32 protein-coding genes and 1 tRNA gene are annotated in these 25140 nt (G+C 64.4%); 20 read left to right on the top strand and 13 right to left on the bottom strand.

The features are described from left to right. Window positions 1-34: 34 nt before the first annotated feature. The 10 genes from AB4099_RS08235 to denD (AB4099_RS08190) all read left to right on the top strand — a co-directional run bounded on the left by AB4099_RS08235 (window position 35) and on the right by denD (AB4099_RS08190) (window position 8949). Window positions 35-937 carry a LysR family transcriptional regulator gene (locus tag AB4099_RS08235; RefSeq protein WP_113518053.1) on the top strand — a complete coding sequence of 301 codons (903 nt, stop codon included), beginning with the start codon at window positions 35-37 and terminating at the stop codon, window positions 935-937. A 90-nt stretch (window positions 938-1027) separates the two neighbouring features. Beyond that, on the top strand, window positions 1028-2041 hold the full coding sequence (locus AB4099_RS08230; protein WP_162768411.1) for a tripartite tricarboxylate transporter substrate binding protein: 1014 nt from the start codon (window positions 1028-1030) through the stop codon (window positions 2039-2041). Window positions 2042-2050: 9 nt separating this feature from the next. Continuing rightward, window positions 2051-3082 carry a zinc-dependent alcohol dehydrogenase gene (locus tag AB4099_RS08225; protein WP_441477645.1) on the top strand — a complete coding sequence of 344 codons (1032 nt, stop codon included), beginning with the start codon at window positions 2051-2053 and terminating at the stop codon, window positions 3080-3082. Further along, entirely contained in the window at window positions 3079-3735 is a 657-nt protein-coding gene (locus tag AB4099_RS08220; RefSeq protein ID WP_441477644.1) for a hypothetical protein, read from the top strand. The genes AB4099_RS08225 and AB4099_RS08220 overlap by 4 nt, the downstream gene beginning before the upstream one ends. A 125-nt stretch (window positions 3736-3860) precedes the next feature. Then, on the top strand, window positions 3861-4700 hold the full coding sequence (locus AB4099_RS08215) for an isocitrate lyase/PEP mutase family protein (RefSeq protein ID WP_441477643.1): 840 nt from the start codon (window positions 3861-3863) through the stop codon (window positions 4698-4700). Then, window positions 4697-5023, top strand: a complete 327-nt coding sequence (locus AB4099_RS08210) for a hypothetical protein (protein ID WP_441477642.1) — start codon at window positions 4697-4699, stop codon at window positions 5021-5023. The genes AB4099_RS08215 and AB4099_RS08210 overlap by 4 nt, the downstream gene beginning before the upstream one ends. Further along, the gene (locus AB4099_RS08205) at window positions 5020-6144 is read left to right on the top strand and encodes a GNAT family N-acetyltransferase (RefSeq protein WP_441477641.1); all 1125 of its coding nucleotides are present in this window, start codon (window positions 5020-5022) and stop codon (window positions 6142-6144) included. The genes AB4099_RS08210 and AB4099_RS08205 overlap by 4 nt, the downstream gene beginning before the upstream one ends. 32 nt (window positions 6145-6176) lie before the next feature. Further along, window positions 6177-6923 (top strand): SDR family oxidoreductase, encoded by a 747-nt coding sequence (locus tag AB4099_RS08200; RefSeq protein WP_441477640.1) that lies wholly within the window; start codon window positions 6177-6179, stop codon window positions 6921-6923. A gap of 19 nt (window positions 6924-6942) precedes the next feature. After that, window positions 6943-7938, top strand: coding sequence for a D-erythronate dehydrogenase (gene denD, locus AB4099_RS08195; RefSeq protein ID WP_441477639.1), 996 nt, complete (start codon window positions 6943-6945; stop codon window positions 7936-7938). Window positions 7939-7965: 27 nt separating this feature from the next. Beyond that, window positions 7966-8949 carry a D-erythronate dehydrogenase gene (denD, locus tag AB4099_RS08190; protein WP_441477638.1) on the top strand — a complete coding sequence of 328 codons (984 nt, stop codon included), beginning with the start codon at window positions 7966-7968 and terminating at the stop codon, window positions 8947-8949. Window positions 8950-9009: 60 nt separating this feature from the next. Here denD (AB4099_RS08190) and AB4099_RS08185 read toward each other — a convergent pair whose 3' ends face one another. The 3 genes from AB4099_RS08185 to rplU form a co-directional block, all read right to left on the bottom strand. Further along, on the bottom strand, window positions 9010-9645 hold the full coding sequence (locus AB4099_RS08185) for a GNAT family N-acetyltransferase (protein ID WP_069878797.1): 636 nt from the start codon (window positions 9643-9645) through the stop codon (window positions 9010-9012). 152 nt (window positions 9646-9797) lie between these two features. Further along, the gene (rpmA, locus tag AB4099_RS08180; RefSeq protein ID WP_043241804.1) at window positions 9798-10064 is read right to left on the bottom strand and encodes a 50S ribosomal protein L27; all 267 of its coding nucleotides are present in this window, start codon (window positions 10062-10064) and stop codon (window positions 9798-9800) included. A 99-nt stretch (window positions 10065-10163) separates the two neighbouring features. Beyond that, complete coding sequence (gene rplU, locus AB4099_RS08175; protein WP_069878798.1) at window positions 10164-10838, bottom strand: 50S ribosomal protein L21; 675 nt, start codon at window positions 10836-10838, stop codon at window positions 10164-10166. Window positions 10839-11141: 303 nt separating this feature from the next. Between rplU and AB4099_RS08170 the strand changes: the two genes are divergently transcribed. Further along, window positions 11142-11231: transfer RNA gene (locus tag AB4099_RS08170), tRNA-Ser, on the top strand. 64 nt (window positions 11232-11295) lie between these two features. On the opposite strand, the gene AB4099_RS08165 is transcribed toward AB4099_RS08170, so the two are convergent. Together AB4099_RS08165 and AB4099_RS08160 are read right to left on the bottom strand one after the other, a co-directional pair. After that, entirely contained in the window at window positions 11296-11586 is a 291-nt protein-coding gene (locus AB4099_RS08165) for an I78 family peptidase inhibitor (RefSeq protein ID WP_441477637.1), read from the bottom strand. A gap of 55 nt (window positions 11587-11641) precedes the next feature. Beyond that, window positions 11642-12163 carry a hypothetical protein gene (locus AB4099_RS08160; protein WP_441477636.1) on the bottom strand — a complete coding sequence of 174 codons (522 nt, stop codon included), beginning with the start codon at window positions 12161-12163 and terminating at the stop codon, window positions 11642-11644. Window positions 12164-12430: 267 nt separating this feature from the next. Between AB4099_RS08160 and AB4099_RS08155 the strand changes: the two genes are divergently transcribed. After that, the gene (locus AB4099_RS08155; RefSeq protein WP_113518064.1) at window positions 12431-12826 is read left to right on the top strand and encodes a PRC-barrel domain-containing protein; all 396 of its coding nucleotides are present in this window, start codon (window positions 12431-12433) and stop codon (window positions 12824-12826) included. Window positions 12827-13485: 659 nt separating this feature from the next. On the opposite strand, the gene AB4099_RS08150 is transcribed toward AB4099_RS08155, so the two are convergent. After that, window positions 13486-13647 carry a hypothetical protein gene (locus AB4099_RS08150; protein WP_162768414.1) on the bottom strand — a complete coding sequence of 54 codons (162 nt, stop codon included), beginning with the start codon at window positions 13645-13647 and terminating at the stop codon, window positions 13486-13488. A gap of 572 nt (window positions 13648-14219) precedes the next feature. Here AB4099_RS08150 and AB4099_RS08145 point away from each other — a divergent pair. After that, window positions 14220-14438 carry a DUF4167 domain-containing protein gene (locus AB4099_RS08145; protein WP_441477635.1) on the top strand — a complete coding sequence of 73 codons (219 nt, stop codon included), beginning with the start codon at window positions 14220-14222 and terminating at the stop codon, window positions 14436-14438. Here the strand turns inward: AB4099_RS08145 and AB4099_RS08140 are convergent. The 3 genes from AB4099_RS08140 to AB4099_RS08130 all read right to left on the bottom strand — a co-directional run bounded on the left by AB4099_RS08140 (window position 14405) and on the right by AB4099_RS08130 (window position 16635). Continuing rightward, the gene (locus AB4099_RS08140) at window positions 14405-14620 is read right to left on the bottom strand and encodes a DUF2934 domain-containing protein (protein ID WP_441477634.1); all 216 of its coding nucleotides are present in this window, start codon (window positions 14618-14620) and stop codon (window positions 14405-14407) included. The two genes, AB4099_RS08145 and AB4099_RS08140, sit on opposite strands and share 34 nt — an antisense overlap. A 165-nt stretch (window positions 14621-14785) precedes the next feature. Continuing rightward, window positions 14786-15310 (bottom strand): L-2-amino-thiazoline-4-carboxylic acid hydrolase, encoded by a 525-nt coding sequence (locus AB4099_RS08135; protein ID WP_441477633.1) that lies wholly within the window; start codon window positions 15308-15310, stop codon window positions 14786-14788. Window positions 15311-15630: 320 nt separating this feature from the next. Next, window positions 15631-16635, bottom strand: coding sequence for a SphA family protein (locus AB4099_RS08130; RefSeq protein WP_441477632.1), 1005 nt, complete (start codon window positions 16633-16635; stop codon window positions 15631-15633). Window positions 16636-16840: 205 nt separating this feature from the next. Between AB4099_RS08130 and AB4099_RS08125 the strand changes: the two genes are divergently transcribed. After that, entirely contained in the window at window positions 16841-17119 is a 279-nt protein-coding gene (locus tag AB4099_RS08125) for a hypothetical protein (RefSeq protein ID WP_162768416.1), read from the top strand. A gap of 117 nt (window positions 17120-17236) precedes the next feature. Here AB4099_RS08125 and AB4099_RS08120 read toward each other — a convergent pair whose 3' ends face one another. Then, window positions 17237-17542, bottom strand: coding sequence for a hypothetical protein (locus AB4099_RS08120; protein WP_113518067.1), 306 nt, complete (start codon window positions 17540-17542; stop codon window positions 17237-17239). Window positions 17543-17757: 215 nt separating this feature from the next. Here AB4099_RS08120 and AB4099_RS08115 point away from each other — a divergent pair, with 215 nt between their 5' ends. Next, the gene (locus AB4099_RS08115) at window positions 17758-18021 is read left to right on the top strand and encodes a hypothetical protein (protein ID WP_113518068.1); all 264 of its coding nucleotides are present in this window, start codon (window positions 17758-17760) and stop codon (window positions 18019-18021) included. Window positions 18022-18141: 120 nt separating this feature from the next. After that, complete coding sequence (locus AB4099_RS08110) at window positions 18142-18447, top strand: hypothetical protein (protein WP_043241788.1); 306 nt, start codon at window positions 18142-18144, stop codon at window positions 18445-18447. A 189-nt stretch (window positions 18448-18636) separates the two neighbouring features. Here AB4099_RS08110 and AB4099_RS08105 read toward each other — a convergent pair whose 3' ends face one another. Then, window positions 18637-19239, bottom strand: coding sequence for a hypothetical protein (locus tag AB4099_RS08105; RefSeq protein WP_441477631.1), 603 nt, complete (start codon window positions 19237-19239; stop codon window positions 18637-18639). Between the two features lie 192 nt (window positions 19240-19431). Here AB4099_RS08105 and AB4099_RS08100 point away from each other — a divergent pair, with 192 nt between their 5' ends. The 4 genes from AB4099_RS08100 (at window position 19432) to AB4099_RS08085 (ending at window position 23278) form a co-directional block, all read left to right on the top strand. Next, the gene (locus AB4099_RS08100) at window positions 19432-19701 is read left to right on the top strand and encodes a hypothetical protein (RefSeq protein ID WP_441477630.1); all 270 of its coding nucleotides are present in this window, start codon (window positions 19432-19434) and stop codon (window positions 19699-19701) included. A gap of 115 nt (window positions 19702-19816) precedes the next feature. Next, entirely contained in the window at window positions 19817-20137 is a 321-nt protein-coding gene (locus AB4099_RS08095; protein ID WP_441477629.1) for a polyhydroxyalkanoic acid system family protein, read from the top strand. Window positions 20138-20352: 215 nt separating this feature from the next. After that, entirely contained in the window at window positions 20353-22086 is a 1734-nt protein-coding gene (gene ybaL / locus AB4099_RS08090; RefSeq protein ID WP_113518072.1) for a YbaL family putative K(+) efflux transporter, read from the top strand. 262 nt (window positions 22087-22348) lie between these two features. Continuing rightward, window positions 22349-23278, top strand: coding sequence for a lipid kinase (locus AB4099_RS08085; protein WP_441477628.1), 930 nt, complete (start codon window positions 22349-22351; stop codon window positions 23276-23278). Between the two features lie 98 nt (window positions 23279-23376). Here the strand turns inward: AB4099_RS08085 and AB4099_RS08080 are convergent, their stop codons facing one another. Next, a complete protein-coding gene (locus tag AB4099_RS08080; protein WP_113518074.1) occupies window positions 23377-23805 on the bottom strand; it encodes a VOC family protein in 429 nt (142 codons plus the stop codon). A gap of 53 nt (window positions 23806-23858) precedes the next feature. Continuing rightward, on the bottom strand, window positions 23859-25139 hold the full coding sequence (locus AB4099_RS08075; RefSeq protein WP_113518075.1) for an RNA polymerase sigma factor: 1281 nt from the start codon (window positions 25137-25139) through the stop codon (window positions 23859-23861). Window position 25140: the final 1 nt, after the last annotated feature.

The following is a 25140-nucleotide window of genomic DNA, read 5'->3' as shown; positions in this document are numbered from 1 at the left end:
TAGCGGGGCGTCCCTGGCGGGAGAGCGTGTCGCGGTGCTGCTCACGCTGAGGCAGATCGAGGTTTTCCGCGCCGTGATGCGCGCCCGCACCATCGTCGGTGCGGCGCGCGATCTCGGGATCGCCCAGCCGACCGTGACCAAGACGGTGCGGCGGATCGAGGATATCTGCGCCTTCGCCCTGTTCGACCGGCATGGCGGCCGCCTGACGCCGACGGCGGAGGCGCATCGTCTTCTCGGTGAGGTCGACATCGCCTTCGACCAGCTCGAAGGCGCTTTGGCGCGGGCGCTCAGGCTGGCACGGGCCGATACGGGCACGCTCCGGCTCGGCGCCTCGCCGAGCATTGGCCGCGTCCTGATCCCGCGCGCAGCCGCCAGCCTGCTGAAGGACCATCCCGGGCTCAGCCTGCATCTCGATATCCTGTCGGTCAGCCAGGTGATGGAGTATCTGCTCTCGGCACAAGGCGAGGGCGCGGTCACCTTGTTCCCCATCCTTCACGCGGGAATTCGGAGCATATCGGTCGGGACGGGCAAGGCGGTTGCCGTGTGTCCGCGTGACTGGCCGCTGGCTTCGGCCAAGCGCCTGTCGCCCTCGGCTCTGGCCGGCATTCCGATCATCGTGTTCGAGCCACAATCCGTGCATGGTCAGGTCGTCGACGCGGTGCTGCGCGACGGTGGCGTCGTCCCAGAGCGGACGCATGTCGCAAGATTCGCCGAAACCGCGATTGCGCTTGCCGAGGCGGGGCTCGGTCTTGCCATCGTCGACCGTTTCAGCGCGCTGGCGGCCAACCGCGATGCGGTCGCACTCCTGCCGCTCGATCACCCCGCCCAGTACGAGGTCTTCCTGCATCGAAATGTCGAGCGCGCGCGCAGCCGCCTGATCCAGCATTTCGAGACGGTTTTGCGGGCCGAGATCTCCAAAGTCGGGGCTGATCTATAGCCTCAGGCTATCGCGGGGCGCAGGATTCGCTGTTGTCGCCCCTCCCCATCGATGGCCTTGTCGTTTGCAATAAGAGCAGGAGGAAACATCATGACGGACCCGTTGGCGCTTACCCCCATTCGGCCGGGCCCCCTGAGCAGGCGTGAGGCGATGGCGGCGGCGCTCGGGCTGCTTGCGGCAACGGCTGCCGGGCCGGCGCGGGCCCAGGCCTATCCGGTGCGGGCCATGCAGCTCGTCGTGCCCTTTGCTGCAGGTGGTGGCGTCGATGTCGTGACGCGCGTCGTGGCCGAAGCGGCGGGCGACGTGCTAAAGCAGCGCTTCGTCATCGAGAACCGCGGCGGTGCTGCCACGATCCTAGGCTCCCAGACCGTCGCCAAGGCGGAGCCCGACGGCTACACGCTGCTCGCTGCGCCGACCACGATGGTGATCAATCCCGCGCTGAAGGCGAATGTGCCCTTCGACTGGGAGAAGGATTTCGTCCCGGTCGCGATGATCGCGAAGCTACCCTTCGTGGTTGCGGCCGGGAAATCCTATCCGGCCAATACGATGAAGGAGCTTGCTGCGCATGGCCAGGCCAGCAAGCGGCCGATCACCTTCGGTTCGGGCGGCACCGGCACGGTCGCGCATCTGGCTGGAGAATTCTTCGGCCTGGTCTCCGACACCAAGGTCCAGCACGTGCCCTATCGCGGCGAAGCGCCGGCTTTGACTGATGCGATCAGCGGCAATATCGACGTCATGTTCTCGACGCTTGCCGGCGCCTCCAGCCACGTCAAGGGCGGCACGATGAAGGCGCTCGCGGTGACCACCGGCAAGCGCGCCTCGCTGTTGCCTGATGTGCCGACTGTCGCCGAGCAAGGCTATCCCGGCTACGACCTCTCGGCCTGGGTAGCCCTTGTCGCCCCCAAGGGAACGGCTCCCGAAGTGGTGCAGGTGCTGAATTCCGCGATCAATGCGGCACTGGGCCGGCCCGACGTGAATGCTCGCCTGGTCGAGATCGGCGCCGAGCCGGCGCCGGGCACGCCGGCCGAACTCGCGGCGTTCATGGCCAAGGATGCCGAAACCTGGGCAAGAGTGGTCAAGTCGGCTGCGATCAAGGTCGAGTGAGAGCGGTTCATGCTCGCGCTTCGCAAAGCCGTTCCCGCGCCCGGGCTCTGGCTCGGTGAGATATCCGAGCCGAGTGCCGGACCCGGTGAAGTGCTGCTTGAGGTGAGGGCTGCCGGCATTTGCGGCACGGATCTCCATATCGCGGACTGGTCGGGCGGGTACGAAGCGATGGCGGCCACGATGCCGGTCACGCTCGGGCACGAGTTCGTTGGCCGCGTCCTGCATCTCGGCGAAGGCACCGACGGCATCGCGGTCGGGACACGCGTAGTGGTGCGCCCCTCCGTCGTGTGCGGGCGTTGCGAGCGCTGCCGGTCGGGACGGGCCGAGGACTGCACCACGCGGACCGGCCTCGGCATTGCTCGCAATGGCGGCTTTGCAGCCCTTGCCGCCGTTCCGGCAGAGAATTGCATCACTCTTCCCGATGAACTCGACGATACGGTTGCAGCGCTCGCCGAACCCATGACGGTTTCGACCGAGGCCGTGGATACGGGCGGTGTCAAACCGGGCGATACGGTGCTGGTCATCGGGCCGGGCACGATCGGGCAAGGAGCGGCGCTCGCCGCCGAGCTGGCTGGTGCTGCGCGGGTTGTCGTGGCTGGGCGCCATGATGCGGTCCGCCTCGCCACCGTCGAGGCACTCGGCTTTCCCGACACCGTCGACACGGCCGGAACGACTTTGCGAGAGGCGCTCACGCGCGCCGGCCTGCCTGTCAGCTATGATGTGATCATCGAGGCCGCGGGCGCGCCGGCAGTGGTGCCGGAGGCGATCGATCTGCTTGCCTTGCGCGGTGTCCTTGTCATCTGCGGGATTCATCCCCGTCCGGTGCCGATCGACCTGACGGCGCTTGTGCGGCGGCACCAGCAGATTCGCGGGAGCTATCGCTCGCCATTGGCAACATGGTCGCGGGTGATTGCGCTCATGGCTGCGCAGCAGGAGCGCATCCGGCGGATGATCAGTGAAGAGATGCCGCTCGCAGCGGGGCTCGATGCCTTTGCGGGAGCAAGCAATCGCACCGCATCCAAGATCGTCCTGCGGCCATGACGGGCATGCCGTCAGGCCCGGCCGATTGGCCCGGGCCGATCTTCCTGGCGATCGGCAACAGCGTCGATCCCGCGATGCGCGGGGATTACGAGGCCTGGCACGGGATCGAGCATGTCCCCGAACGCCTGACGATGCCGGGCTTCCTCGCTGCGAAGCGTTATGTCCGGGGGCGTGGCGCCGCGGCTCGTTATCTGACGCTCTACGATCTCGACGCAGCAGAGGCTCTGGAGACGCCGGAGTACCTGCTGCTGCTCGCCAATCCGACTCCGGAAACGCTCAGGATGCGGCCGGCCATGGGTGCGTTCAGCCGCTTCGTCTATCGCGAGACGAGCCGGGCCGGACGTGGCTTCGGTCGCTATCTCGCCGGAGTGACGTGGCAGGGGAGGGGTGAAGAAGCGGTGCCGCCACCGGCTCTGGTGGACCTGGTCGGGCGTTCCGGCGTCCTTTCCGTCCGAACAGGCGTTACGCTGACGGCCAGGCCCCATCCCGCCTTCCCCGCAACGCAGGATGCGAACGTTGCGCACGCCATTGTCCTGCTCAGCGGCACAGACCGGGACGCACTGCTTGCGCTCCTGCGCGATACCCTTGCCTCCAGGATTCCGGGCCCGGCCGGTCTCACGACTTTCATCTACGAGCTGATTGCAGCCTATTGAGCGGCCTCCATGCCGGTTGCGCATCGGCGCCGAGCCTTGACGCATGACGTGAAGGGCTGACAAACGGCGCGCGCCCGGACAGTATGGGGTATCGCTCGGCCAACTCGCATCTGAAACGATTTAAAATGACCGACAGTCCGCAGATCGCTGCCTTTCGTGCACTTCACGAATCTGGCTGCTTCGTCATGCCGAACCCATGGGATGTCGGTTCGGCGCGCTGGTTGCGCGGGCAGGGTTTCAGGGCGCTGGCCACGACAAGCGCCGGTTTCGCCTTCACGCAGGGGCGGGCTGATCAGGACGTGCCGCGCGACATGATGCTCGCTCATATCGCGGATATGGTGCAGGCCGTACCGGACCTGCCGATCAACGCCGATTTCGAGAATGGCTATGCCAACGAACCGGCCGATGTCGCGCTCAATGTGAAAGCCTGTGTGGCGACCGGTGTCGCCGGGCTCTCGATCGAGGATGCGACCGGCCGTGATGACGTCCCGCTCTATCCCTTCGAGCTCGCGGTCGAGCGGATCCGCGCTGCGCGTCGGGCAATTGACGAAACCGGCTCCGGCGTTCTGCTGACGGCTCGTGCCGAGTGCTTTCTCACTGGCCACGGCGACCCGCTGAATGAATCGGTCAGGCGCATTGCTGCCTATGCCGAGGCGGGTGCCGATGTGCTTTATGCCCCCGGACCAAAGACACGCGAGCAGATCGCAGCGATAGTCGCGGCCGCCGGGGGTAAGCCGGTCAACGCGCTGATCTATGGCGATTTCGGCCTGACGGTATCTGATGTCGCCGCACTCGGTGTCCGGCGCATCTCGATCGGCGCGGCACTGGCGCGCGCCGCCTGGGCTGCCTTCATCGAGGCGACCCGCCTGATCACCGAGCAGGGCAGTTTTGCCGGCTTTGCCGGCAACGGGCCGTCGGCCCCGCTCAACACGTTCTTCGAGGATGACCTCAAGGCGCGCTCGTGAGCACTGAACTCGTCATCGCGCCCGAATGGCTCGGGCGAAGCGGTCTCTGGATGCTCGACGCCAAGGGCAGGCGCAAGGCGATCGACGCCGAGGATGCCGGTCTCTCGGAAGCGTTCGGCGATCGGCTTGAAGCCTGGATGGATGCGTTCGACGCCATCTACGACGAGGAGGACGAGGCGGCGTCCGCATTCGGAAACGAGGTCGAGCGGCTTGCCTGGGAGGCGGAGGGGACAGCTCTCCTGCATGCGGCTGCCGCCGAGCTCGGTTCTGGCTGGAAGGTTTCTCTCGATCTCTCCGCCTGGCAGGCCCGGGGCGAGCCATGACCCTTTCCCCCGATTGGAAGGCGCCGCCCTTTCCGCCGGCCAAGGTCCTGGAGGGGCGCTATTGCCGGCTCGAGCCGATCGATCCGGACCGGCATCTCGACGATATCTGGCAGGCCAATGCCGGGCACGATCACATCTGGGCCTGGATGCCGGCCCATCCGCCACAGGATCGCGAAAGCTATCGCGAGCTGCTGACGATGATGGCGGCGAAGGCCGGCATCGTGCCCTTCGCGGTGATCGACAAGGCCGACGGCAAGGCCAAGGGCCATCTCTGGCTGATGGAGATCAGGCCCGAGCACGGCGTCTTCGAAGTCGGCTACATCACCTATTCGCCGAGCCTGCAGAAAACCCGGGTCGCGACAGAGGCGATCTATCTGTGCGGCGCCTATGGTTTTTCGCTCGGCTACCGCCGCCTCGAGTGGAAATGCAATGCTCTGAACGAACCATCGAAGAGCGCCGCCCTTCGCTTCGGCTTCCAGTACGAAGGCTTGTTCCGCCAGCACATGGTGGTGAAGGGCAGGAATCGCGACACCGCCTGGTATTCGATCCTCGACAGCGAATGGCCGGTACGGGCGCAAGGCTTCCAGCGCTGGCTGGCGCCCGCGAATTTCGACGCCGAAGGCCGTCAGAAGCGGGCGCTCGCCACCTTCAACCAAACTCAGGGCCAGATCGGCGAGCTATCCTTGCGCAGGGCGACGCTCGCTGACATCCCCGCCATCCTCGCGGTGAAGAACGCGGCCTACACCCCGAACGAGTCCATTATCGGCGTGCCTTCCCTGCCGCGGATCGCTGACTATGCGCAGGTCGTGGCCGAGCATGAGGTCTGGCTTGTCGACGGCGACAACGGGCTGGATGCTGCGCTTGTTCTCGAGATCTCACCAGACGATTTCACGATCTGGAGCGTGGCGGTCTCCCCGGGGGCACAAGGGCGCAAGCTCGGCCTGCTGCTGATGCGCTTTGCCGATGAGCGCGCCGCCGCACTCGGCTTTGGTTCGGTGCATCTCTACACCCACGCAAAGTTGACCGAGCGCATCGCCTGGTATGAGCGCCTGGGCTTCGCGATCACTCATCACACTGATCTGGCCGACCGGCGCCTGACGCATATGCGCAAGCAGCTCTGATAATAAGCCGGCTTAACAAGAGGACCAAGGACATGGCAGGACGTTTGAAGGGCAAGGTCGCCGTCGTTACGGCCGCGGGGCAGGGCATCGGCCGGGCGATCGCGGAAGCCTTCGTCAGGGAAGGCGCGACGGTCTGGGCAACGGACAAGGATGTCGCGCTGCTGGAGGGAATCCCCAAGGCGAAGAAGCGCAAGCTCGACGTTCTCTCGAGCAAGGCCGTCGACGCTTTCGCCGAGAAGGTCGGACCGATCGACATCCTGGTCAATGCCGCCGGCTTCGTTCACCACGGCACCGTGCTGGACTGCGACGACAAGGCCTGGGATTTTTCCTTCGACCTCAACGTCAAGTCGATGCACCGCACGACCAAGGCCTTCCTGCCGGGGATGCTGTCGAAGGGCGCCGGCTCCATCGTCAATATCGCTTCGGGCGCCGGCTCGGTGCGCGGCATTCCGAACCGCTATGCCTATGGCGCGACCAAGGCGGCCGTGATCGGCCTGACCAAGGCGGTTGCGGCCGACTACATCAAGAAGGGCGTTCGCGCGAACGCGATCTGCCCCGGGACGATCCAGTCGCCCTCGCTCGACCAGCGCATCGCCGATCTCGCCAAAGTGACCAAGACGACCGAGGCGGCTGCGCGTCAGGCCTTCGTCGACCGCCAGCCGATGGGCCGGCTCGGCACAGCCGAGGAAATCGCCTGGCTTGCCGTCTATCTGGGGTCCGACGAGTCGAGCTACACCACCGGGCAGATTCATCTTGCCGATGGTGGCTTCGCGCTCTGACGCAGGGAAGGACGCGTCGATGCACGTCCTGGTGACAGGTGCGGCCGGCATGGTCGGCCGCAAGCTCGCAGCGCAGCTGGTGGCGGACGGTGCTCGCGCGGGCAGGGCGATCAGCAAGCTGACGCTGAGCGATGTCGTTACGCCGGAGACACCGCGGGGCTTCGACGGCGAAGTCGAGATCCGCACCGAGGATTTCGCCGACCGCGCCATCGCTGCGGAGCTGATCGGGGCCCGCCCGCTCGTGATCTTCCATCTTGCCGCGATCATTTCCGGCGAGGCCGAACGTGATTTCGACAAGGGCTATCGAGTCAATCTCGACGGGACGCGGACCCTGCTCGAGGCGATCCGCCGGGAAGGACAGAAGGATGGCGGCGCCTATCTGCCCCGCCTCGTCTTCACCTCATCGAGCGGCGTGTTCGGCGCGCCCTATCCACAGGTGATCCCGGACGAGTTCCATGCCACGCCGCTGACCTCATACGGGACGCAGAAGGCAATCGGCGAGCTGCTGCTTGCGGATTACGCGCGGCGGGGTTTCGTCGACGGCATCGGAATCCGCTTCCCGTCGATTGCCGTGCGCCCGGGCAAGCCGAACGCCTCAGCCGGCGGCTTCTTCTCCAGCATCATCCGCGAGCCGCTGGTCGGGCTGGAGGCGTCATTGCCGGTCGGCGACGACCTCGTCTTCACGCATGCGAGCCCGCGTTCGGCCGTCGGTTTCCTGCTCCATGCTGCGGGGCTGGACCGCGAAACCCTCGGCCCGCGGATCAATCTCACCATGCCGGGCGTCTTCTGCTCGGTCGGCGAGCAGATCGCGGCGCTGCGGCGCATCGCCGGCGACAAGGCGGTCAATCTGATCCGCCGCGCTCCGGACAAGGCGGTCACCGAGATCGTCGCCGGCTGGCCGACTGGTTTCGAGGCCAGGCGCGCGCTTCGACTCGGCTTCCGAGCCGAGAAGGATTTCGACGAGATCATCCGCGTCCATATCGAGGATGATCTCGGCGGGCGCCTGCCACATTGATCAACAACAAGCACCAGGAAACCCCCCATGCATATTCTCGTTCTCGGTGGCGCCGGCATGGTCGGCCGCAAGTTCATCGAAAGGTTGGCCCATGACGGCCAGCTCGGCGGCAAGCCGGTCACAAAGATCACGGCCCAGGATGTGGTCGCTGCAAGCGCGCCAGCCGCAGCACCCTTCATTTTCGACGTCGTCGTCTCCGACGTGTCGAACGAGGGGGAGGCCGAGTCGCTGATCGCGTCCCGTCCCGACCTGATCGTCCATCTCGCGGCGATCGTCTCGGGCGAAGCCGAGGCCGATTTCGACAAGGGCTATCGGATCAACCTCGACGGCACGCGCCACCTCTTCGAAGCGATCCGCAAGGTCGGCGGCGGCTACAAGCCGCGTGTTGTCTTCACCTCCTCGATCGCGGTCTTCGGCGCTCCCTTCCATGAGAAGATCGAGGACGAGTTCTTCACCACGCCACTGACCTCATATGGGACGCAGAAGGCGATCGGCGAACTGCTGCTGTCGGATTACTCGCGCCGCGGCTTCTTCGAGGGGGTCGGAATTCGCCTGCCGACGATCTGCGTGCGACCGGGCAAGCCGAACAAGGCGGCATCCGGCTTCTTCTCCAACATCATCCGCGAGCCGCTGAACGGCGAAGAGGCGGTGCTGCCGGTCTCCGATCAGGTCCGGCACTGGCATGCCTCGCCGCGTTCGGCCGTCGGCTTCCTCGTCCATGCCGCGACGATGGATACCGCCGCCATCGGTCCTCGCCGTACCCTGACCATGCCGGGCTATTCCTGCACGGTGGCGGAGCAGATCGAGGCGCTGCGCAAGGTCGCCGGCGAGAATGTGGTGAAGCGGATCAAGCGAGTTCCGGATCCGGTCATCGACGGCATCGTTGCCGGCTGGCCGCGCAATTTCAACCCGCAGCGTTCGACCGCGCTCGGTTTCAAGGCGGAATCGAGCTTCGAGGAGATCATCCGCGTCCATATCGATGACGAGCTTGGCGGCAACTTCGTCAAGTAAGCCTGAGGCTCACGGCCAACAGCAATCAGCCCCGGCATCATCCGCCGGGGCTGTTTCGTTTCAGGCGACGCAGAACTCGCCAGGGGTCTCGATCTCGGGCGCGTGGGTCCAGCCCGTTGCGCCCCAGCTCTTCAGCGCGGCCCAGGTCGAGCGGTCGAGCCGGTACTGCTCACAGGGGAACAGCCCGCCGCGCGCCGGCAGCGACTTCAGGAAGGAGCCCTCCTGCCGGAAGCCGGACTTCTCCAGCACCCGGCGCGAGGCCGGGTTGATGACGCGTGTGTCCGCCTCGATCGCCGGGATATCGAGCAAGGTGAAGAGCGTGTCGATCAGCGCCTGCGCGGCTTCGGTCGTGTAGCCCTTGCCCCAGTGCGGAGTGCCGAGCCAATAGCCGATGAAGGGGATGCCGGTCGCCTGCTTATGGGCGCCGATCATGCCGATGAGCTCGTTCGGCCGGGAGCGCGGCGTGATCGCCAGCGCCAGGTGCTCGCCGAGCGCATTGCCCTTGCGCATGGCGAAAATGAAGGGCTCGACCGCATCCGCCGGATAGGGATGTGGGATCGAGGCCGTCATCTCGGCCACGGCTTTCTCCCCAGCCTGGCGCAGGATGGCGGAAGCGTCCGCCATACGCGGCCAACGCAGCCAGAGACGGCGGGTCTCGAGCCGGAAGACATCGTCGCGGGTCAATTCGGGGAACATCGGTCTCTCCGTCGCGCAAACGAAAAAAGGGAGCTGGGACTTTGGTCCCATCTCCCCTTTCGCTTGACCTTCGGGAGACCCTTGTCGGGCCTTGCCCTTGATCCGATCGGTTCGATGGAACCGGCGGATCAAGGAACTTCCCTATCCGCCTTTTACTCTGCGGCCTCTTGGGCCGGGACTACGTTCACGAAAGCTCGGCCGAGTTTCGTCGTGAATCGGACTCGTCCATTGGTCGTCGCAAAGAGCGTATGGTCTTTGCCCATGCCAACGTTCACGCCGGCATGCCACTTGGTGCCGCGCTGACGAATAATGATGTTGCCGGCCACGACCGCCTGGTCGCCGAAGCGCTTCACGCCGAGACGCTTGCTTTCGGAGTCGCGACCATTGCGCGACGAGCCGCCTGCTTTTTTGTGAGCCATAACGCCCTACCTCGAAACTACTGTTGTCTCTCTAACCCGAATCGGCGGCAAAAGCCACCGGTTCGGAGATGAAAGCCGAAGACTGCCTGACAGGAGCTGTCAGTAGTCCTCGCCGGAAGCCTGTTCGGCCTGGTCGACCTTGGCGCGCGGGGGCTTGCCGGCCAGGAGTTCCTTGGCCTGAACAACCCACTCCTCGCGGGTGGCGCGGCCACGCAGCTTGAGCTCTTCGTCCCACTTGGCGACGTCCGCCTCGGACCAGGCGGCGATGTCGTTCCAGGAGGTGATGCCGGCAGCGCGCAGCTTCTTCTCGATGGTCGGGCCGACGCCCGAGATCAGCGAGAGGTTCGAGGCGTCGAGCGCCTCGGCCTTGGCTTCAGCCTTCGCCTTGCCCTTGACGGCGCTGGCGGCGGCCTTCACGGCAACGGTCGAAGCGTCACCCTTCTTCATCTCGGGCTTCTTGCCGCCCGTGAGAATGTCGGTGATGCGCACGATCGTCAGCTCGGCGCGGAAGCCACGCTTGCGCTTCGAGTTCTGGCGGCGGCGCTTCTTGAAGGCGATGACCTTCTCGCCGCGGGCCTGGCGCACGATCTCACCGGCAACGGTGATCTCGGCCAGTTCCTTCGCGCCGAGCGTCGACTTCTCGCCGTCGGTCAGCATCAGGACGTTGCCGAAGGCAACGGTATCGCCAGGCTCGCCTTCGAGCTTGGCAATGGTGATTTCATCGTTCGCGGCGACGCGGAACTGCTTACCGCCGGTCTTGATGACTGCGAACATCGTTGTTCTCCATGTTCAGCCCCGCCCTGTCATGGCCTCGCAAGGCGCATGCGGGACGGCTTTTTGGCAGTCGTTACGTGGTCGGGTTCACTCTTCGATCATGCCGGACACCGCAGCGCGGAGCCGGACACGCAAAAGAGATCAGGCGCGGGTTTCCCCACGCCGGACGAGGCTCGATAGTCTTGGCGGCTCCTCAGGTCAAGTCGCGCGGCGTCAGATTCGTCGGATTTATGACAGCGAGGAGACTTGTAACCGTCCGATGCGGCGTGTAGTAACCAGCCCGCTTCGACCGAAGGCGACCGCGGACAGGTGGCAGAGTGGTTGAATGCACCGCACTCGAAATGCGGCATACCCGCAAGGGTATCGGGGGTTCAAATCCCTCCCTGTCCGCCATTATCCCGCCAGGGGTTTCATCGCTCCGAGCCATGGCAGCCCCGCTTGGGAGCGCCGTTGAGCGTCAGCCGCAGAACGCCCGCAGGATCTTTCCGCTGCCATCCACTTCGATCGTCACCCGCTCCCGGCGATAATCCATCGTCATGGGCGAGCCAGGTGACAGACGTCGCACGATACTTGCGCCGGTTGCGCGCAGGACCTCGGCGTCGCTCTTGCCGATCTGTGCTGCAAGGCGCTTTACTCCTTCAGGCGAGCAGGGGCTTGGCGGAACGGCACTGGATGGCTGACCGGCCGCCGTGCAAGCAGCGAGCGCCAATGCTGCGATCGCGCCGAGGAGATGAAGAGATCTGGTCATAGGGCAAGACTATACGCGAACTGTCCTTCACAAGCCTCGTGCCTCAGCGCCGCGCCTATTTTTCGCTGAGGTGTAGGTCCAGGTTCTGCCCTCGACCCGGCTGGCTCGCACGCAGAGCCACGGCCAACCCTTCCGCGTGCCGACTGATCGTCAGGGTGGCCGGAGGATTGGGACGAACGCTCTCCGCCGTCTCGCGGAAGGACAAGGCGAGATTGTCGCCGCGACGCGTGCCGGCGAGGTTCGCGACAGTGCCCTTGCTCTCCCGGAATTCACCATCATAGCGCTGCGTTCTGGGATCGTAGCGCAGATCGATCCTGACCGTGGTGGAGAGGACGAGCGCGGTCGAGCATTGGCCGGTCAGGGTGACCCGCGAACCCTGCTGGTCGCCGTCGAATTTGCAGCTCAGGTTATGGCTCGATCCGCCCGCATTCTCGAGCTTTCCGGTGCCCGTGAAGCGTCCTTCGAAGGCCTGCAGAAAGGATGCTTCGTCGATCGTGGCCTGCTGGGCTGAAGCGGATGTTACCGCGGTCGTCGCGAGCATCACGGTGAATGCCTTGGGCATGAGATCATGTTTCATGGCCGTTCCTCCTGCCGGCTAAACGCCCCAGGCGGCGAATGGATCATCACTTTCCGAAAATCGTGATCCTCCTGCGCGACGCTCCCGCCAACCGCGCGCTCCTGCGGATGCCCCGGCGGGCGGCGCAGACGTCAAAGGTCCGATCGGGCCGCGAGCCCTCTGGTCGCACTGCACATAGTCGCGGAACCGATCGGGGCCCCGGGAATTACCTCTCTGTCACGCCGTAGCGGTCTCCGCCTGCGGCCCAACAAGAAGGTTATCCCCAAAATGCGCCCCATCGCTCTTGCTCTCGCCGCCACCGTGCTTTCCAGCGCCGCTTTCGCGCAGACCGCCCCCACTCCGGCTCAGGCTCCGGTCTTCGTCTCGGTGAACGAAGCATCCGCCCTCACCAGCAGTCTCAAGGGGCTCAACGTCAGGAATGCCGGTGACGAGAATGTGGGTGAGATCGAGGATGTCGTCATCGCCGGTAACTCCCTTGCCTCCTACATACTGTCGGTTGGCGGCTTCCTGGGTATGGGCACCCATTATGTTGCGGTCAGCCCGAACGCGCTCGCCATTACCTGGAATGCGACGGACAAGAAGTGGAATGCCAGGATCAACGCCACCAAGGACCAGCTGAAGGCGGCGCCGCAGTTCAAATATGAAGGCCGCTTCGCGAAGTAAGCTGAATCGCCATAGCCTTGAATGAGGCTCGGCCCTTCGAATAAGGGGCCGGGCCGTGTCGCTTGGGGTGGCTAGTCAGCAACATCGCAGAAACCCGCGCGCCAGATCGATCGCCGCGCCGTTCGGTTTCAGGCACGCGACCGCATGCGCCGGATGCGTCGCGCCGCGATGCGCTTCAGGCAAACCTCGTCTCCCGGGCATCACCTTCGTGGTCGAGCGCAGCTGACGGGAGAGGTATCAGGCTCGGCGCGACGCGCGTGGAAGTTGCGAAGCTCGACACCGCAGATCAATGGTATGCAGCATAAAGTCTAGTTGTCGGCCTGCCGAAGCGTGTGGAATCCTGCGGCCAGCCGGGAGAGAGCACAGGGCTAGTAATAATCTCGGGGGAACGCCGTTCTGCGGGAGGAGGCTGCTGTTCGGGAGGGCAGCAGCCTCTTTCCACAGAACGGACATCGTTTTTCCCCTTTGGCCCCAGCCGCAGCAACTCCTGACCGATTATTCACCGAATCTGCATGATCGGGAGCGGCCGGGAGGGCTTGAATGGCGTGCGACGTCAAGGGCGAGAGCCAGGCGGCATTGTCTGCCAGCGGCGCTGACATTGATGACCGCGCCAATGCGATCTGCGCAATCTGACCAGTTGCGGGTCGAAGCTTGGCGCATCATTTCAGGTTGCCTGTCGGTCCGGAGCGGCTCCGGACGAGCACGAGAGACTGCGCTGCAAGTTGCAGGGCTTCGTCCGCCCGCCGCTGCCATCGACGCGCTCCGATGATGTCGCCGAGCAGAAGCCCGCTCATGAAAACGAGGACGAGCCATCCGATCATGTTGGTTCTCCCCACGGGAAAGGAGGCCATGATGCTGAGCGTGCGCCTGTTCTCGGGCAAGCGACGAAGGTCCTGCCTTTTGCGTGGGCGTGGCGCGCAATGGGCGTATTTGCCTGATCGTGGTCCGGCTGAAGGCCCGGGCTACCGCAAAAGCTGCACCACTCGCTCGATCGGTGTTCGGGCAACCTGAATTCGCCACATTGTTCGGCTAACAGTACGGCGTCGACTTAGAAATGCTCGGCTTGGCCCATGGCTCTAAAGAGCGCGAGGCCTTAATCCGTATCCCTTCGACGTTTGATCGCTGCCACGATGCAGCGCGCCCGTCGCATGCATTTCGCTCGACGATTCTCCAACACGAATGCCGTGCGGCCTCGCCGCCTGGCGAATGGACTTACATGCACAAGAACATTGAAATGAAGCCCACCGAGGCGCGTGCGCGCCCCGGAATCTTGAGAAAGAATGCCACTGTCCCGCTCAGGGCAGATCCGAACTGGAAGCCCGAACCCTGTGGCCTCAGCCGTGAGGAACTCCGCAAGATCGTGGCTGAGATCCTAGGATAGGGAGAAGCAACCATGCCTCGCACCTACTCCACCCCGTCGCGTCCGCTTCTACATCGGATGGCGCAGCCCGCGCGTACCGAGCAAGCGCCGCTCCAGGGCACGCGACAGCACTATGAGCGTGCCCTGAGACTTGGTGATGCCGAAGCCTTGGCCGGTCATCGCATCGAGGCCGAGCGCTACTATCAGCTAGCCGAGCACTATCTGCGATCCGGCAACGGTCGAGCCGCGTGAGAGCGGGGCTCTAGCGCCGTATCGCCGTCCTGTTTCCCACCGGCGTCGGGGTTGCGGAAAGCCCAAATGACTTTGGCCGCTTCCCAATGTTCGCGATCGCGACCGTCCGGCTGGCCCTGTTCCATCCAAAGCGCATAGGCGATCTTGCGGATTTCCCGCTGGGCATTGTCCTTGCTGGCCATCTGCCGCTCCCTTCGCCAGTCACAACTGGGGGAAACCGTGAGGCCGCTCCAGCGTTCCTTCGTTGCGACAATCTGGCTCGGCCCCTCCCGGACTTTGGCTTGCGGTTGCATCCCTTCTTGCGGATGCCCGTGCCGGTGAGGCGAGGTGGCACGACGCAGTGCCGTTCACTCCGGGGCGGTCTCGGCCTTGTCCGAGAAGCGATACTTGAAATCGCAGTGCGAAGCGCCCTCCATCACAGTCTGGCTGCGTTCGAGCGAGATCCGCGGGTCGTAACCCGTGCAAAAGACGCCGTCGCGATTGCAGGAGAGCAAATGGCCGATATGGCCGAGGCCCATCTCCCGATAGGTCTCGGCATAGCGGCACCGTTTGACGTTATAGTGAAACTCCGCGTCGGTGGCCTTGACGACCTCGATCGTCAGCGCATCGTCCTGCGTCCAGAGATCCTGGAGCTCCTGGAACGTGCGCAGCGTCGTACCTCCGGGGGTCTTGGCCGCAAAAGCCTTGCCGGTTTCAATGGCGGCCCGCCTGATCGCCGTGTCGAGAATAGATTGCGCCAACTCTTCGCCCAGCTTTTCACGCATGACCTCGTAGATCGGGGCGATGATGCCGGCCTCGATCTTGCGACGTGCGAGAATTCCGATCTCGCCATCGATCGCACTGCGCGAACTGGCATCAGAGTCCTTGTCCATCATGGTGTTCCCTTGGATTGCCGGGGCGTCGACACCGCGCTCGCACGACGGGCCTGCTGCTGGCGCGATGATGTCATGCGAGGCCAGCTCGGCCGCAGCAAATGACAGCGTCACATCTTGGCTCCGCGGACGGAAATGACAAGGTTCTCCGTGGGCAGCCGGCATCACAGCCTGGCATGTCGGCGACAGCGACCAGCGCGCGCCGCTTGGCTCAGCCTTGGCGGAGCGAGAGGAGAGCCATGATGCGGACGCTGCGTGCGCGACCCCGGCGGCAAAGCTCCTTGTCGCCAGACGGACCAGGGCTCTTGACCAGGCGTGGGTCAGTGCTTGACGATCGTCGGTTTGGGCGCCGCCGGAGCCGACTGTCCTCCGAGCGGGAAGGCGACTGTAAAGAGCCCGATCGTACCGCGCGGGCGGTTCTCGACCCCGACCTCGCGAAGGACCTTCAGTCGCGTGGAAATCGGGACGCCACCAACTTCGAAATTGTAGCCGATGGTGCCCCCGATCGCGGTGGTACGACCCTTGAACGGACCCAGCGAGGCGCCGCTGCCGCTGTCCCCGCTCACTTGCTGGTAATGGCCGACCTGCACGCCGATGGAGAAGTCCTTGCTCAGGTACTGGCTGATCGAAAAATCGGCGTGAATGGCGTTGCCGCTGTTGTAGTCGGTGGCGTTGTTCGTGCCGTTGATCTCAAATCCGCCTGCGGCTGAGATTTCAAGTCCCGTGGACGTGTTGAGATAGGTCACGGCACCGTAGAGGTCGCCGATCCAGCGGTTAAGCGCGACATTGGACAACTGTCCTTCCTGATAGGCCCCGGCCGGAATGTTGACGGCAACGCCGGTCGTCCAGTGGAAATTGCCGGAATGCCAGCCGATGAAGCTGGTGACGACGGGATCACCGATATTGAAGGTGGCATCGCGCTGCTTGAAGGCGAAGGCGCGTCCCAGACGCGGCGCGGCAACCACGGCGCCAGCGCTGATTCTCGGAACCCCGAAGGGCAGGGTCACGGCGAAGCCGAGATTGCCGCCTAACACCTCGAGCGGAGTCACCCAGGTCGGTGTCAGAAAATTGACCCGCGCCTCGACCTTGACATCGCTGAGGACGGCGCCGCCGAGCTGGAGCCGGCGGGAACCCGGCAAGCTACCGGAATAGCTGTAGAAATCATTCTGGAAATAGAAGCCCGGCGGCGGCACCAGGCCCGACAGAGGTCCGCGCAAGCCCGGGATATAGAGACTGGCGCCGCCTTCCGTCGCAAGCGCCGGTCCCGCTGACAGGCTGGCGAAGACGCAAATTGCGGCACCGACTTTCGAGACGTGCTGCCGCATCGATTCGATATCCCCCATGGCGTTATGGAGGGAAGCTGGGCCGGGCTCGGTTTCATCGTCAAGCGAAGAGTCCCTTGGCAGTGGTGGTCGACAGTCGAAGGTTTTCGAGTGTGGTGTTTACGACCCGGTAAGACGCAGACGATGTTATGCTGGACGATGCGAGACGGATGCGCAGACCGAAGAGGCTCCAATCCATGACTGTCTCATGAGCAGAGTTTTGTTGACCGGCCTTGCGGCAGCGACAGTCCTCGCCGCGCTGCCGTCGCGCGCCGAGGCTTTCTGGGAGCGCTCTCAGATCATGGCCTGTGCCGAAGCTCAAACCGAAGCGGAACGGATCAGGCGGCAATGTTGGATCTTCGATCCTGTGCCGGAGTTTCCGGCGCCGGTGCTGTCCGGGTACCGCTACCTGCCTTATGAGAAGCGCTCCGGGCGCGCACGTGGCCCCTGGCCGAATGGCGAGAAGGTCATCCGGCGCCTCGGCTAGGTCCATCCTGAACCGAGCGCGCGTTTGCCGCGGGGCGTCCTATTGTAGTGCTGCCGCGAAGCAGGGAACGAAACCCGACGCAATCCGAGCCTGGGGCCGATCAGCCAGGCGATGGTCTCAGCACTTATAGACCGTGCCGGCGGTGCTGGGTCCCTTCCAGGTGTGGGCTGCGACCGGTGAGACCACATGTGTCCCGCCGGCTTCGGCGGCGCGGATCTTCAGCCGGGCAAGCGCACTGTCGCGGGCGCTGTCGATCAGCAGCGTCTGATTTATGGTTGAATCGCCATTGATCTCTGCGATCTGCTTGCAGGATGCGACGATCTCCTTGTTCTCCGTGACGACCACTGCATTGGAGCGCGAGTTCGGAACGGCGCAAGCGGTGAGTGTGAGCGTCGACAGGAGCAGTATCGGGCGCAGTAGCATCGGGGTCTTTCCTGAAGGCCTGTGTGTGGCCATATCACATTTCGCACGATCGGCCGCCTGGCTGCAATTTCGAGAATCAGGCCGCCGCGGATGATCGCATTGAACCGCGGGCACAGGTGTTCTATCCCGGGGCCGCTTTCACTCAGGTCGCCTCAAGGGCCGCAGGCCCATCGCGCCGCGCTCCCCGCCGGCGGCCTTCTGCATAAGGATCGACCATGGCCCGCAAGAAATCCAAACCGCTCGATGCCGAGTTCGTCATGTTCGACATCGTCTATTCCGATGGCTCGCGCTCTTCGAACCGTCGGGTTCCCTCCGACCTGCTCGGCGGACTCGATGGTGACGAGCCGGCGCGCGAGGCCATTATGGAACAGGACCAGCTCATCGCGGAGAAGTCCGGCAAGCCGGCGCTCGCGATCACCTCGCTGACCCGTTCAGGAAAGGCCGCCCCGGAAAAGCCGGCGCAGAAGACCCGCCGATAGCGGGCGTATCCGGAACGCCACACATGCGGAAACCTTAATATCTCGTTTGCCTTGACGGTTGCCGCAGCGATAGTTTTCATGCGAATTGGCGGTCTTGGGTGGCTGAAAAAGGATATATTGATGCGTTCTCTTATTGTCGTGGGGCTTCTGGCCGCGGGGCTGGCCGGGTGCCAGACCGCACAGGAATCGATGGCTGACGCAGAAGTCACCTGCGAAGCTCAGGGCTTCCGCCCCGGCACGCGGGCTTATCAGCAGTGCCGTTCCGCCAATTATGTCGAGAACCGCCGTGCATCGAATGAGACCGCCAGTGCGGTGACAGCCGGCGTTGCCGCAGGCGTCGTCGGCGGCGCGATTGTCGGTGCCGCGGCGTCGCGCCCCTATTACGGTCGCGGCTATTACTATGGCCGTCCCGGCTACTGGTGGTGACAGTCCATTTCCGGGAGGCTTCGGCCTCCCGGATTTTTATTTGAAGCGCACACTGGTTGACCGGCTGCAGATCGCGGCCGGTCGCCTTTTTAGATCTCAGACCGGATCTCGTATCCCGTCCGATGATGTCATCTTCTGCGATTGCAGCGGCTGCCCCGAAAACCGCAATCCACTTTTCGGACCGATGCTTTAGCGTTTCGCGTTGCGGCGTCGCGCCGGTGCCGGCGCAAGTTCGCTCGACGAAGTCAGCAGCGAGCCGAGCACATAGACCGCGATGCCAATCCCAAGCAGCGCGGCAAGCGGTTCCTTCTCCGTCCGTTTCGCCAGCAGGCGGCTGCCATCACGGGCATAATCCTGGGCGATGTTGCCTGACGATTGCAGCCAGCTTCCGCCGGCTTTCATTGAATCCTGTCCTGCTTTGATCATGTCGTCTCCGCCATAGTCGGAGAAGAGCCGGCGCAGGCGCCCGTAGTCGGGCTCCCATTGCGGCCGTGCCGGTCGCATGCTCGCCCAGGCGATCAAGCCGACGCTGAGGGCGCCGAGGCCGAAGGCGACGACCGGATGGCGCTGGATGGTGCGCAGGGCGACCTCGCCCTTTTCCTGGGCGTAGCGTCCTGCCTCGCCAGGATCCACATCGCTGATCGCGTCCTTGGCGCGGTCATAGCCGTCCTTCACAGTCCCGGCGAGATCGGCTGCCTTGGCGCGGATCGTATTGCCGGCACGCTTGGCCTCGTCCTCTGCCTCGTCCCAATCCTTCGGCATGTCGGGCGGAAACGCATTGTTGGTCGCCATCGCGGACACTCCAGTCTCTCGTTTCGGGTGTGCAAACTGAACGATGCTGCAGCGACAGAGTTCCGTCCGCGTTCACGGAAATGTGCCGAGCCTGCCGGCTAAGGCTTGTTGAGGCCGACTTCCGGTCACGAGGGTGCCCAGATTGGATGCGAGGTCGTCACCATCCGATCGGGACCGACTAAGGAGATGATCATGGAAACACAGCACCTTCAGATGCAGTGCAACCCCATCATGACCGACCCGGAATGGATTGCCCTTGAAAGCCTTGACGAGGAGACCAAGCACTTCATCTTCGACGATGCCGTGTTGCTGTCGCTGAGGCAGCGGGGACTTGTGGAGCCGGCGGATGGCCTGTGGCGTGTCACTGCGCGCGGTCACCGGGCGCTGAGCGAGCGCAATTATTGGTGGCTCGCGCACACTCAGGCCGCGCGCTCGCTGTGCTCCAGCGCCCTCTCGCGGTGAGCGGAAGGCGCTTTCGGTCGAAGCCCGGTCTTATGAGATCATTGGCCGGGCGTGCCTCTGGATATCGGGCGGCGATACATCACATGACAGTCAGTCGTCCTGATTGAAGAGCGCCATGGCCAAGCCTGTCAGCATCACCGTTTCACATGATCTTGGACGTGAAGCCGCCCTCGAGCGGTTGCGCAGCGGTATCGACCGGATCCGCGACAAGCTCGGCATGGTGAAGATGCAACTGGTCGAGGAGACCTGGGACGGGAACACCGTCCAGTTCGGCGTCGCCGCACTTGGCTATACCGTCAGGGGCAAGCTCGAGGTCGAGGACACGCTCGTCCGCATCGAGGTGATGCTGCCCTGGGTGCTCGCGGTCTTCGCCGAGAAGCTCAAGCTCGGGGTCGAAAAACAAGGGCAGGTCCTGCTCGAGAAGCCACGCCCCTGATCACAGGTGTTGCGCCGCCGTAGCGGTTCGCGTTCGTAAAGTTTCCGTTTACCATCAGGCTGCTGCAAGCGCCCCTTGCGACAATTCGCCGGGCACGAACGGCACCAATATTGCTCCCTGAAGTCAGGAGGTTGGCCCGCGGCGGTTGAAATTCTGCCTTCCGCCCGCCATGGTCTGGCAACCCCCTTTTCATCACTCACCGCTCCGGGAGACCAATGCATCACGGCCCGCTGATCGCCATCCTTGTCGCGGGCCTCGGCCTTGCTTTCGTCTTCGGGGCGCTCGCCCAGAAATTCCGCTTCCCCCCTCTTGTCGGCTATCTGCTCGCAGGCGTCGCGGTCGGGCCGTTCACCCCGGGTTTCGTCGCGGATCAGGGGCTTGCCAACCAGCTGGCCGAAATCGGCGTCATCCTGCTGATGTTCGGCGTTGGCCTGCATTTTTCGCTGAAGGATCTGCTTTCGGTCAAAGCGGTGGCGGTTCCCGGCGCCATCGTACAGATCGGCGTCGCGACCTTGCTGGGCCTTGGCCTCGGTCTGCTGCTGGGCTGGACATGGGTCGCGGGTGTGGTTTTCGGCCTCGCTCTTTCGGTGGCGAGTACGGTCGTGCTGCTGCGGGCGCTCCAGGAGCGGCGCCTCGTCCAGACCGAGAAGGGCAAGATCGCGGTCGGCTGGCTGATCGTCGAAGATCTCGCCATGGTCCTTGCGCTGGTCCTGATTCCGGCGGTCGCCGACGCGCTGAACGGCGCGCGTCCCGGAGCTCCGAGCCCGCTTGCGGCCCAATTCGATCTGGGGCTGTGGGGTGTGCTCGGGCTGACCCTCGCCAAGGTCATCGCCTTCGTCGCCTTCATGCTCATTGTAGGTCGCCGCGTCATTCCCTGGTGCCTGCACTGGGTCGCCCATACCGGCTCGCGGGAGCTGTTCCGGCTGGCGGTGCTGGCTGTCGCTCTCGGTGTCGCCTTCCTGGCAGCCAGCCTGTTCGGTGTCTCGTTCGCGCTTGGTGCCTTCTTTGCGGGCATGATCTTGAGCGAGTCACCGCTCAGCCAGCGCGCCGCCGAGGAATCCCTGCCGCTGCGCGATGCCTTCGCGGTGCTGTTCTTCGTCTCGGTCGGGATGTTGTTCGATCCGGGGATTCTGCTGCGCGCGCCGGGACCACTGCTCGCGACGCTTGCGATCATCCTGATCGGCAAATCAGTCGCGGCCTGGCTAATCGTGCGAGCCTTCGGCCGTTCGAATGCCGTGGCGCTGACGATCTCAGCCAGTCTGGCGCAGATCGGCGAATTCTCCTTCATCCTGGCCGGGCTTGGCGTTTCGCTCGCGATCCTGCCCGAGCAGGGGCGCGATCTGATCCTGGCAGGTGCGATCCTGTCGATCCTGCTCAACCCCGTCCTGTTCGCGATCGTCGAGAAGATCAGCACGGAGGCGCAGCCGGCAAAGCCGAAGCAGAGCGCGGCGATTCCCGCCCCGACGCCTGAGCCGGAGCGGGATATCGTGCCGACCTCGCTCTCCGCGCATATGATCGTTGTCGGTTACGGGCGTGTCGGCTCGTTGCTCGGTGCCGGGCTGCTCGCGCATGGCGAGAAGCTGCTGGTGATCGAGGACCAGTCCGATGCGATCGAGGCCGCCAGGCGTGATGGGGCCGAGATCATCGTCGGGAATGCCGCCGATCCCGAAGTCCTTTCGGCTGCGGGTGTGGCGCGGGCGAAACGGCTCTTCGTGGCGATTCCGCAGAGCTTCGAGGCGGGCCAGGTTTGCGAGCAGGCCCGGCGCGACAACCCGACGCTGCCGATCGTCGCCCGCGCGCATTCGGATGCGGAGGTCGAGCACCTGACCAAATGCGGGGCGACGTTGACGATCATGGGCGAGGCCGAGATCGCGCGTGCCATGCTGGCGCTGTGCGCGAGACCGGATTCGACACCAACCGAGCCGCCGCCGTCGGCAGAAGCAGCCTGAGGTTTCCGTCGGACCTTACGATATCTGCGATTGCCGCAACCTGCGCTTTTGCGCAATCTTGGGTTGAGTCCCGGCGGCCCAATGGCCTCACGCCCGTCTTCCGTGCGGGCGGGGCTCGGGGTCCGATTTCGGCGCAACGGGAAGCCGGTCCGTGCGATCAGGACAAGATCTGGTCGGACCGCCAGAGATGGAGCCTTGCGGTTGAAATCAGTGGGCAGCTTCCCCACCTGCCTTGCCCGATGTTCTGCCAACCCAAGAGCCGATGAGCCAATTGATTCAGAAGCGCGCGCTGCTGCTGCGCAATCCCAAGGCGCGGCGTGGCCAGGAGTCGATCACGCCTCTCCTCGAACGGCTGGAAGGCGGCGGGCTCAGTGTCAGCGTTGAGACCTTCGAGGCATTGCCCGAGATTGCCCGCGACATTGTACGCCTGCGCCATAGGGCGGACCTTGTCATCGTTTGCGGCGGCGATGGCTCGGTGTCCTCGGCGGCGCTTGCGGCGATGGAAAGCGGCTTACCGTTGGGAATCATTCCGATGGGCACGGCCAATGACCTCGCCCGAACGCTCGACATACCGATGGACCTTATGGGAGCCGCCGACGTGATCGCGCGTGGCGAAACGCGCCCGGTCGACGTCGGCACGGTCAATGGGCATGCCTTCTTCAATGTCGCGAGCATCGGCTTGAGCAGCGAGCTCGCGCAAAGTCTCGACCCGGTGCTGAAGAGGCGTTTCGGAAGGCTGGGCTATGCGCTGGCCGCTATGAAGGTCATGACCCGGGCGTCGCGGTTCAGCGCGACCATCACCGAGAAGGGGCGGGCGATCGATGTCGAGACCTATCAGATCGCGGTCGGCAACGGGCGGCACTATGGCGGTGGCAATGTGGTGCAGGAGAACGCCGAGATCGATGACGGGCATCTCGACCTCTACAGCCTCGAGATGAAGAACCTCGGGAAGCTGGCATTGATGCTGCGTTCGTTCCGCTCGGGAACTCATGGTGCATGGCGCGAGGTTCGCACAGCGAAATGCGTCGAGTTCGACATCGAGACGAGGAAGCCCATGCCGATCAATACCGACGGCGAGATCGTCACTGCAACGCCGGCCCATTTCAAGGTTCACCCCAAGGCCATCTCGATCTTTGCGCCGGCCCCCGTCACGCATTTGGGAATGGCCCGCCCTTCCTTGTATCACCGTTGACGAGGCGCCCTGGCGTGGCAGGGCTGGCTGGCAACATGGCCGCGATGCCGGCTGGGCGATAGGGCCGAGCTTCGCGACCTGCTTCTCGCTCGCCGCCGTCAGGCCGACACGGTGTCTGCCGCGGGCATCGCGGCCTTCATATCCATCCATGCCAGCTCGAAGACATGGCCGTCTGGATCCTCGAAGGCGCGGTTGTACAAAAAGCCCAGGTCGATCGGGGCGCGAATAGTGTCCTTCCCACCGGCGCTTCCGGCGGTCGCGGCTACGCGATCAACCTCCTCGCGACTGTCGCAGGACAGGCAGAGCATCACCTGGCAGGTCGCATGCGCATCGGGAATCGGCTTCGATATGAAGGTCGCGAAATAGCCGTGCGTCAGAAGCTGAAAGGTGATCAGGTCCGACCAGACCATCGACGACGCGCTCTCATTGCTGAACTGATCGTTCTTCCGGCAGCCGATCGCTTCGTAGAAGCGGGTCGACGCGGCAAGATCTGACACCGGCAGGTTCACGAAGATCATCTTGGTCATTCCTGGTCTCCTTGGCCGAGGCCTGCTTGCCTCCATCTCAAGGACGATCCCACTCACCGCGGGCCGACATCTCCCGCAGAATTTTTTTGCGCGGCGACCTCTCTCTCCAGCCGATCGAGATTCTGCCGGATATGTGCGGCCTCCGCAGGTGTGTTGGCGAGTGCGATGGCGCGGCCGAAGGCGTCGCGCGCCTCGCCGAACCGGCCGACCTGCTCGAGCAAGGCACCTCGCACGCCGTGAAAATAGAAGTAGCTTGCCAGTGGTTCGGTGAGGGGGGCGATCAGGACGAGCGCGGCTTCCGGTCCATGCAGCTTCGCGACTGCGACGGCGCGGTTGAGCGTCACCACAGGGGAGGGAGTGCGGCGTTCCAGTGCCGAATAGAGCTGCTCGATCTGGGCCCAGTCGGTGTCCTCCGGCCGTTGCGCACGCGCGTGAAGCGCCGCGATCGCGGCCTGGATCTGGTACGGGCCGGGCCTTCTGTGGCGGATCGCCTTGTCGATCATCGCAAGCGCCTCGGCGATCAACGCGCCATTCCAGTGCAGGCGGTCCTGTTCCTCGAGCAGGATTGGCATGCCCAACGCGTCGAACCGCGCCAGCAGGCGCGAATGCTGGAGCAGCATCAGTGCCAGCAGACCCATCATTTCCGGGTCTGTGGGGAACATCCGTAGCATCAACCGTGCCAGGCGGATCGCCTCGCCGCACAGGCTCGACCGCTCGCTGCGGGGATCGGGATCGGTATAGCCTTCGTTGAAGAGGAGGTAGATCATCGCCGCGACCGCCGCCAAGCGCGCGGCGCGTTCTGGAGGCCCGGGCGTCTCAAAGGAGACGCCCGCCCTGGCGATTCGCGCCTTCGCCCGTCCGATACGCTGCTCCATTGCCGTCTCGCTCACGAGAAAGGCGCGCGCGATCTGCTTCACCGACAGGCCGGAGACGATCCGCAGCGCCATGGCGATCTGCTGGGCCACCGGTAGGTCGGGATGGCAGCACACGAAGAGGAGTCGCAACATGTCGTCGCGATAGTCCGCCTGGTCGAGGCGGTCGACCAGGCCCGGCTCGGCATCCTCGCGGTCGGAAATCGTATCCTCTGGCGGTAATTCGGTCAGCTTGCTCCGGCGGCGAACAGCATCGATCGCAGCGTTGCGGCCGACCATGATCAGCCAGGCCGTGGCGTCGCGCGGCGGCCCGTTCTTCGGCCAGTTCCTCAAGGCGCGAAGACAAGCCTCCTGAAACGCCTCCTCGGCCAGGTCGAGATCGCGAAAGTGCCGAAGCAATGCGGCAACCGCCTGGGGGCGGGCGGCCGCGAGCGTCGCGTCCATCGGACCCAGGTCGGGCATT

The sequence above is a fragment of the Allobosea sp. 2KB_26 genome, from assembly GCF_052115715.1.
In the GTDB taxonomy this organism is placed as follows: domain Bacteria; phylum Pseudomonadota; class Alphaproteobacteria; order Rhizobiales; family Beijerinckiaceae; genus Allobosea.
Note: the sequence above shows the minus strand (reverse complement) of the source record. Positions and strands in the feature narration are given on the sequence as shown.